Source organism: Acidovorax sp. GW835-FHT14G06 (genome assembly GCF_058793595.1).
Genome location: NZ_JBXAGA010000007.1, coordinates 378,864 through 387,028 on the forward strand (window position 1 = coordinate 378,864; position 8,165 = coordinate 387,028).

Consider the following 8,165-nt stretch of genomic DNA (forward strand, 5'->3'; position numbering starts at 1 on the left):
TCAGGAAAAAAAAAGCAAATCATCGACGGTCGTCTTACCCGCTCCGCGAATCCCGATTGTCAGGACACTCAAGTTCAATCCGACAGTTTGGGCATTGGACCCTTGCACCTTGATGGCAGGTTGATGCGCAGCGGCGCAAGCAGCAAGGAGTGCTCCTCCGATAAGCTGGGGCTTCAAGCCCCGCCGTTGGGAAATTTCAATTAAGACTTCACGTAAGAGATCTGGAAATTGCTCAACGGGATACGGCCCAGGTTCAAAGACCTGATTGTCGGCGGTCGTGATGTAGCGTCTAGTAACTAGCGCGTTAGGGGTTTGCGGTTTGTGCATAGTCACACCACACGTCGCGTTGTAGCCGTCAGATCAAGCCACGCGAGAACCTCTGCCCGAGGCCAGCCAACAGATCGGCTATTGGCGGTCCCCAAGCGCACTCTCCGCGGGAACTTCTCGTCATACTGACGACTGCGGGGGTTTCCCTTGGCATAGATCGTGGAACGGCCTAAGCCGGTGAGAGCCTTTAGCTCGTTTAACCGGCAGATGCCGGAAGTTGTTGTGGTCATTGCGACTCCTTTCAAAGAGACTCAATGGTCGCCAAAGCTCAACTTAGCGTCATCTTCGGAATTTTCACTGTATAAAATACCAGCACTGTGAGCATAGGCCACGTAAGCCTACGAGCCGGGCATACAACTTCTTGGTTCTTACTCTGCTTTCCTGGCAACTAAAGATCTCTGCCGCCATATAACGAGGAGATGAGCTGAAGAGGTCAGCAAACGGCTAGTCATACATAGAGGACCGCATGCGCTCAATGACCCCGGTCAGGCTTGTCACCAAGGGGGAATTGCACAACTCTGGCACCCCGGGTGAGATGTGACGAAGAAGCAATCTAAGCAATTGAATCCGACGAGTCCCCAACGAAGTACCTGACCAATAGGGCAGCCACTGGGATCTCAGAAATAGCAGGCGCACAAGGGGAGACCCGGGCTTGGGGCTCATGCTCGGCTGTGAGTAAAGCGGCCAACTTCAAGGACGTGACACAAGCGCATGTGTTTGTGCGTGGAGACCTACAGATTTAGTGGCCGACGTGAACCAGCAGGGAATGAGCTAGCGCGATGACCAGTAGGGCATCGAAGTCAACGGGCATGCAGTCAAACAGTACGGCAAGCGCAAGATGCAGCACACAAGCGCGCGAACCGCAAATCCAAGACAATCTGTGCTGGTCAACGCCCCCATCGGTTTCAAAGTCGAACGCGCGTTTCAATTGATCAATAACAAGTCCGGGCATAGCAAGGCTCGCCACCGTGACCTCGTCAAGATCCCTGGAACACTTCGCAAGCTGTTGGACTTTGCCCAATGTGTAGAACACGCCGCGCGCCTCGGTACGACAGATGCGGGGAGTACGTCGGCAGGCAACAACAGGACATCAAAACGAGGCGAACTCGGCGCTAGCCCCAATCGGCATGTGAGGTCGGCATGATCCTAATCGAGCACATCAAGTCTCGTCTCGGCGCGTGGTGTAAAGACCCTCTCACGCGAATTCATCAGTTTTGGCTCAATAGGCTCTTGGTCTGTTTGTCGTTTAGGCAGAACATTGACAATGGAGTTGCAGACATTGCGCTCAACCACAATTTTCCACTGCGAGGCTGATGAGATCAGAAAATTTCTGGCAATACAGGCATCATAAATCGGACAGCACCTTAGGACCAAATATTGTTTTATTCTGCTTGATTACCTCCAAAGACTTCTTGCGACTCTTCCGCTTTGCAAGATCAGGAAAAGGATTAATAATCATAGCCGCCACTTTACTCTCAACCTGAGTAAACAGCTCACCATTGGAATCCCGAATGTACTGAGCAATATTTTCCTGGCTCACTTTCTTAATTTTTACTTGCCCATTGCTTTTAGCGGATTTTTCAAAATACGGCTTCCAAAAATGATCCGAGGCTTTTAATAGACAATCGAAACGAGGATCAATCTCGCCGTTCTCGGCGGGCTTTACAACGCCATCCGTCCACTTTCGTTTATACAAATCAAGGTCACGGGGAGTAATAAATTTTAATGCTGTTTCACTTGAATTTGCCGAATTAAAAACTTCCGACCTGGCTTTCAATTCAACGATGGCTGAGCGTTTCCAATCACGGACTTCCTGAACTGTTAGGTCTCGAAGGAACCAGGTCTCCCTAAAAATATCCCACAGTACGATCAAAGCCTCTGAAAAGTGAGGCGCACTCAAATCCAATAGAGGATCGACTTCTTTGCCGTCAACATGCAATAAAGCTTCCGCATCACCCACCTTCTCTGGATGCACATGAAGATTATCAATGGTTATCTGAATTGGCTCCGCAGTCCGGAGATCACTGTAACGCTCCCCAAAATACTCTTCAGAGGATGGGCGGAGTTGCAAAATGATATTTGCACCACCCAATGTGAGGCGGCGGCCAGTTTCAGATGAACTTGAAAAAATATCGCAGGCAGCCCAGCGCTTCGCCTCGAGTTGAAGAGCGATTGCAAAATCCGTGCACCAAAAATCCTTGGCGTTCAGCAATCCTGCGGCATCAATCTCAAGCATCCGAGCTGACTTCAGAACGAATGGCCTGATGTGATTCAGCACTGCATACGCTTGCCGGTTATCCACACCATGGCCATCGAAGATCTGTTTATTAACAGCTACCGCAACAAGGTCACTCGGAATCTGAACATAAAACTTGAAACCGTGCTCCAATAAATTGGCGAGCACCTTTTTAGGGGCCAAGCCGAATTTTCCAGCGATGTTTTCTAAGCGACTAGAGGCATCTTTATAGGCTGAGCTCATAGATCAAAAGGCTCTCAAAGCAAACGGAAAAGCGATCTTCGACGCTTTTTGCATGATAAATTGGTCCCATTCGTTCATCATTTCCCTTCTCTGCCCCAATTCAACGTCATCAGGTTTTAATGATTTTTCATTTCTCTTGGCAGCACTCGCCAATGAAATATCTACGAGTTTCTGGGGGTACCGGGCCTTATTAACAGCCCAGTCTCGGAAAGTGCGCCTGAAGTCGTCGGGATAGAGCTCCAGACTCAACCGTTTCAATACGTCAACCAGTATCGCCTCTGAGAGGGATGATTCTTTGTCCTTTGCAAAGACCAAGTGAGTGTCTGGCGGAATGTGAAGCACCTCTGACTTCAGTACAGATATCGCACTGCTACTAAGTGGGATTCGATACGGTTCATCCAACGCCGCACGCTCAGCGGGCACCGTCCAGACACCAGCTCTCAAATCAATCTCACCCCATCGGGCCATGAGCACCCAATCGCTAGGGACTGCAGTGAGAATGCAAAACTCGAGGGCACGTGCTGCAGTTCCTGGGCGACGGCGGAGGTTGCACATGAACTCTGGCATGTTGGTGACCGGATGTCCGCCGTGGAGTTGGATCTCCCGGGCTTTGGATGGTCGAGGCAGCAACGCGTCTAGGTGCCCTCTCCATCGAGCTGGATTGTCGCCACTACGCTGTCCCCCAATGGTCGTCCAATCCAGTACTGCTTCAATCCGCCCCCGAAGGCGCGAAGCTGTCTCTGCTTTGGTGGTCCATATCGGTTTGAGGATGGACAGTACCTGCTCAGTCGATACGTCCTGAACTGCCGTATTTCCAATATGAGGATATGCGTAGGTCTTGAGAGTGGAAGACCACTGACTGCGGTGCTTGAGGTTCTTCCATTCACTCTCGCGTGTTGCGATGTAGGCATTGGCTGCCTGCTCGAACGTCATGGGTAGCACCTGCTGTGCTTTCAAAGAGGTCATGAGTGCGGTCCGACGCTCAATCGGATCGACCCCTTGATCCAGCCAGTCTTTGGCTTCACGGGCTTTTGATCTGGCTTGCGCAAGTGTGACTTCTGGAAAACTCCCAAGGCCCATGTGCCGCCGCCTGTCGCCGATCATGATGCGCAGCACCCAGGATCTCGCACCAGAGCCCGTGACATACAAATACAGCCCAGCAACGCCTCCCACGGCATGGTGACCCTGGCAGGTCAGTCGTGACACTTCAAGGGCAGTTAAGTCCTTCGCTTTCCGAGCCATGATCGCCTTCACCACGAGTTGGGCAGCGGATTTTGCCAGGGACCTGAGCTCCATCCTTTCTACCAATGAACACTGGATCAGGTTGGACGTTTTAGGATTCCAATGGACATCATCTGAACCCACATTACCATTGTGGCGATTGGTTGAACAGTGACTCGTGATGCTCAATGCACGCTGCAAGATGCCGATGGACCACTGAGGCGGCAGGCTTTTCTCCGCCGACCTGCAGCTAGGTTGCTTGCGGTGGTGTTCGCCGTTCTACCAATCCACCTACCTTTAGTCCTTTGGCGTGTGACGGCGCTTCTTGGAAAACCTTGGACGTGAGGCGCAGATCGATCTGGTGCAGTTTGCGCAGCCAAGACCGCCAAGAGCTTTTTAGTCACCTCGGCTCACGGCGTTCTTCGAGCGAAAATTGAAGGCCTCTGTGTCTAAAAACACGGAATTTCTGCTGCCGGCAGCAGAAATCTCGCGTTTTGAGCCTATGGCGATGTCGCAGACTGCGCTTGTGCCGCCCGCAGTCGCTGGACCCTGGCAGGTCCGAGGTGCCGCCCCGGCTCGGCGGAGAGTCCTCGCTCCTGGTGGCTTCGATGATCGAGCCGCGGGTCATGTCCATTCGCTGTCAAATGCCGGTTCAAGAGATCGGCAAACGCTTTGCGTGTTTCCTTCAACTCGTTGCGCAAGGCCAAGGGTGTGCGGCCACCGCTGTCTTTTTTGCTGCCCCCTGCTTCCGGCTTCTTGGGGTTGTAACGTCGAAAATGCAGCTCCGCCGGGCGGTCGATTCCATCGAGTACCCGATCCGAAACCATCGCATGGAAATGCGGTTGTGGCACTCCACCAAGGGCGGCAACGGGCTCATGGATGGCAACTTCATAGGGCTTGTTGGGTGCGACGTGCTGCATCCACTCCTCGAGAGCCTCGCGCATTTGTGTATGGGTTAGTTCGGCTGGTAACGCGCCCTCGTACTCGCGGTACACGGCAGCGTTGCTACGCTCGTACTTGTCGGCGGTCTGCCAGAATTTGGTGGTATCGCCACTGGTCCAACCGGGAAGGTTGCCGGAGAATGTGTCCACGAGGTCTTCGCTTTTGCTCTCAAAGGCTCCGCGACGTCCGATGTATTTTGCATGGCGCGCTGCAGCGCCCTTGCCTCCCGTCTTCACGCTGAGGTGATATGTCATGGTAATACCCTTTCTCGAGGTCAAAAGTAAAAACGCCCCTCAAAGGGGCGTGCTTTGGATGTAAACAAGTAGGAAGGGCTGTGCTCTCTGGTGCGCTTGATTGACGCATCATTTGAGAAACGGTAAGTGCGCGTGTTTATTCCTGTGCTATTTGAATCAGTGATATCACGACCATTGGTCGAATGAGTGTTCTGTACCTACATGCACCTTGTTATCCCTACCTTGTTCTTATCCATAACATAGGGAGGTTCACAGTAAAAAATTACTGATAGGCTGTTATACAGCGAACAAGCATTCGCTAGATGAGAGCAAGCAAAGGCTATTTGTTTGAGCCCCTATTGGGTGATGAGTCTCTCTGTGATGGCAATGAGGTCATCCATGTTGATGACCTATTCCAGTACCTAGTGAACCAAGGTGTATTCAGGCGAGGTATTGGCCTCTTACATGCCAATGGATGCATGTAAAAAATACCACCGTAAGATACTGGCGTGAGTACTGATTCGGATGCCTTCTAGGGCCTAAGCTTTTGAATGAGCAAAGGTTTCCATACGCACGTTGAGCAGGTTGTTGGCGAAACTCCTCACCATCAAAGCTCCAAGTCGTCAATCATTCCATCGTCAACGATATATGCGCTGAAGTACCAAGCGAGATCGAACAATTCCAGTTTGGTGTCTTTGGGTTGACGTAGCTTCTCGTAGCCTGGTTTGAACTCCTGATTGCGCTCCGGGTGATGTACTAGGGCTATGGTCTGCACATCACGCATTCTGTTGAAGACGAGATTCATTTCCTTCCACAGAGTCTGCTCCCGGGCTTTGCCGACACAAAGGGCCTGGCCACGAGAGTCGCAAAAGACATAAATGCTGAAGCTGTCCTCAAGCGCTACTTTGAGGCCTTAGCAGGCTGCTGAAATACTCCCCCACCTGCGGCCTGCCTCCCTTGGCCCTGGCGCTGTTTTTTCGCCAAGTTTCCGTATCTTGAAATTCAGCACTCCATCAGGCCGGTTTTTTGCCTTTCCCGGCCCATCTCCCGCCTCTTTTTCCCTCACACCCGCCCCTGCAGACGGATTTGCCCCAGGCTGCGCAGTCGCGTGAGGTTGTAGCCCGCCATCGTCAGCACAAACATCTGGTCCACTTTCTTGATCCCGCGCACCAGCACCTGGCGCATGTGACCCACCGTCTTGGCCCAGCCAAAGCCCTGTTCGATCAGCTTTCTCTTTTGCTGCGAGATGGCGTAGCCTTCGCTGTCTGCTATTCCCTCGGGCACCGCAGATTGGCGCCCTGATTTGTTCTGCGCCACATGGGGCAGTACGTTCATCTCTTGCAGGGCTTCAATGAATTCCTTGGCGTCGTAGCCTTTGTCCGCGCCCAGCGTGATCGTGATGGGCTCATCGCCGGGCAATGCCTGTCGCGCATCGTTGATCATGGCCTTGGCCGCTTCGCGCTCTGCATACCCGTCGGCCTGGGTGACCACGGCACTGACCACCGGCCCATGGCGGTTGTCGGTGAGCGTGTGGCCCATGAAGCGCAACTCGCTGGCCGTTTTGCCCTTGCGGTACAGCCGTGCGTCCCCGTCCGTGGTGGATTCATGGGTGTCGTTGCTGCGCTTTTGGTCTTTGAAGTTGCCCGCATCGGTATCGTCGTCGCCCTGGCGGTCTTTGCGCACAAAGCTCTTGTGGCCCGCCCAGGCCTGGATCAGGGTGCCGTCCACGCTGAAGTGTTCGCCCGAGAGTAGCTCCTGTTCCTGGGCTTGCTGCACGATCTGGTTGAAGAGCTCTATGACCGCATCGTGCTCGATCAGGCGTTCGCGGTTCTTGCTGAAGACGGTGGGCACCCAGACCGCATCGTCCATGGCCAGGCCAATGAACCAGCGAAACAGCAGGTTGTACTGGGTTTGCTCCATGAGCTGGCGTTCTGAGCGCACGCTGTAGAGCACCTGAATGAGCATGGCGCGCAGCATCTTCTCAGGGGCGATGCTGGGGCGTCCACCTTTGATGTCGGCTGCGTACATCTGGGCAAACAGCCCATCCATGTTTGCCAGCGCCTTGTTGACCATCACGCGAATCACGCGCAGAGGATGGTCCGCGGGCACGAAGTCATCGAGATGGCGCATGGTGAACAGGCTCTCGGTGAAGGTGTCGGCTCCGCGCATGGATGGCTTGTCTGGTGGTTCGGGGGAATGTCTCGATTGTCCTGCCTCGGTGGCAGGCGCAGAGGGTTGGCGGGGAGTATTTCAGCAGCCTGTTAGGCGTATAGGAGCGCATCCTTGCAGCCGTTGAAGATTTACCCACTTTGCGGGCAACAAGTGAATCCTGTCGTGCTCGGGAATCGCGTCTCCTCATCGAGTCACCACAGCGTAGACGGTATTCTCAGAAAAGTACCGATACTAGGCTTTGTCTGCAATGCAGCGGTTGCAGACGGTGGCTTGACGTGAGCGAACTCACGCTGGCTGACCTCAAGCAGTCGTCCGCGCAAGGGCGCTAGCACTTGCCAAGGAACACAACTACGACCTCCCGTGACCGCTGGCCACCAAAAGCACGGCTCCATCCATAATCTATAAACAGTGTAAAGAAGCCGTATTTAGGGAGGCTCAGTGTCAGAAACGAGCAAGATCGCATTAATGGCTATGAAACTGTCTGATGAAGTGTTCTCAGAATTCTTCTGGACAAAGGTCGGCCCCGAAGATCAGAACTGGCCCTGTGAGGACAAGGTCCTTCATGGAGTCGACACGCATCCGGCGGATGTGGTCTTCTACTACGACGAGCCGTATGCGCAGCGCAGGACGTTCGTTCATTGCGACCTGAAGAGCTACGCAAAGGGCTCCATCACTACCGCGACCTTGCAGGGGGCCATTGCCAGCCTCGCGAAGCAGATCGCCTGCGCAGAGAAGAGCGAGCGCTGGCGGGACCTCTACATGCATGGCAACGTGACGCCGAACGTCTGCGG

The 8,165-nt window shown here is 53.6% G+C and carries 9 protein-coding genes; 1 reads left to right on the plus strand and 8 read right to left on the minus strand.

What is annotated here, in order from left to right; genetic code table 11:
* The 8 genes from AC1Q64_RS15110 to AC1Q64_RS15145 form a co-directional block, all read right to left on the minus strand.
* A complete protein-coding gene (locus AC1Q64_RS15110; protein ID WP_146186020.1) occupies positions 1 to 327 on the minus strand; it encodes a hypothetical protein in 327 nt (108 codons plus the stop codon).
* Between the two features lie 2 nt (positions 328 to 329).
* Complete coding sequence (locus AC1Q64_RS15115; protein WP_082493275.1) at positions 330 to 557, minus strand: helix-turn-helix transcriptional regulator; 228 nt, start codon at positions 555 to 557, stop codon at positions 330 to 332.
* 509 nt (positions 558 to 1,066) lie between these two features.
* Complete coding sequence (locus tag AC1Q64_RS15120) at positions 1,067 to 1,360, minus strand: hypothetical protein (RefSeq protein ID WP_056419743.1); 294 nt, start codon at positions 1,358 to 1,360, stop codon at positions 1,067 to 1,069.
* Positions 1,361 to 1,672: 312 nt separating this feature from the next.
* The gene (locus tag AC1Q64_RS15125) at positions 1,673 to 2,806 is read right to left on the minus strand and encodes a hypothetical protein (protein ID WP_146186019.1); all 1,134 of its coding nucleotides are present in this window, start codon (positions 2,804 to 2,806) and stop codon (positions 1,673 to 1,675) included.
* Between the two features lie 3 nt (positions 2,807 to 2,809).
* Positions 2,810 to 4,216 carry a tyrosine-type recombinase/integrase gene (locus tag AC1Q64_RS15130; RefSeq protein ID WP_124513999.1) on the minus strand — a complete coding sequence of 469 codons (1,407 nt, stop codon included), beginning with the start codon at positions 4,214 to 4,216 and terminating at the stop codon, positions 2,810 to 2,812.
* Positions 4,217 to 4,527: 311 nt separating this feature from the next.
* Positions 4,528 to 5,223 (minus strand): MobA/MobL family protein, encoded by a 696-nt coding sequence (locus tag AC1Q64_RS15135; protein ID WP_082493271.1) that lies wholly within the window; start codon positions 5,221 to 5,223, stop codon positions 4,528 to 4,530.
* 586 nt (positions 5,224 to 5,809) lie between these two features.
* On the minus strand, positions 5,810 to 6,007 hold the full coding sequence (locus AC1Q64_RS15140; RefSeq protein ID WP_199226355.1) for a hypothetical protein: 198 nt from the start codon (positions 6,005 to 6,007) through the stop codon (positions 5,810 to 5,812).
* A gap of 257 nt (positions 6,008 to 6,264) precedes the next feature.
* A complete protein-coding gene (locus AC1Q64_RS15145) occupies positions 6,265 to 7,371 on the minus strand; it encodes an IS5 family transposase (RefSeq protein WP_108625398.1) in 1,107 nt (368 codons plus the stop codon).
* 474 nt (positions 7,372 to 7,845) lie between these two features.
* Here AC1Q64_RS15145 and AC1Q64_RS15150 point away from each other — a divergent pair.
* The coding region (locus AC1Q64_RS15150) for a PD-(D/E)XK nuclease domain-containing protein (protein ID WP_492251902.1) at positions 7,846 to 8,165 on the plus strand (320 nt) is incomplete at its 3' end.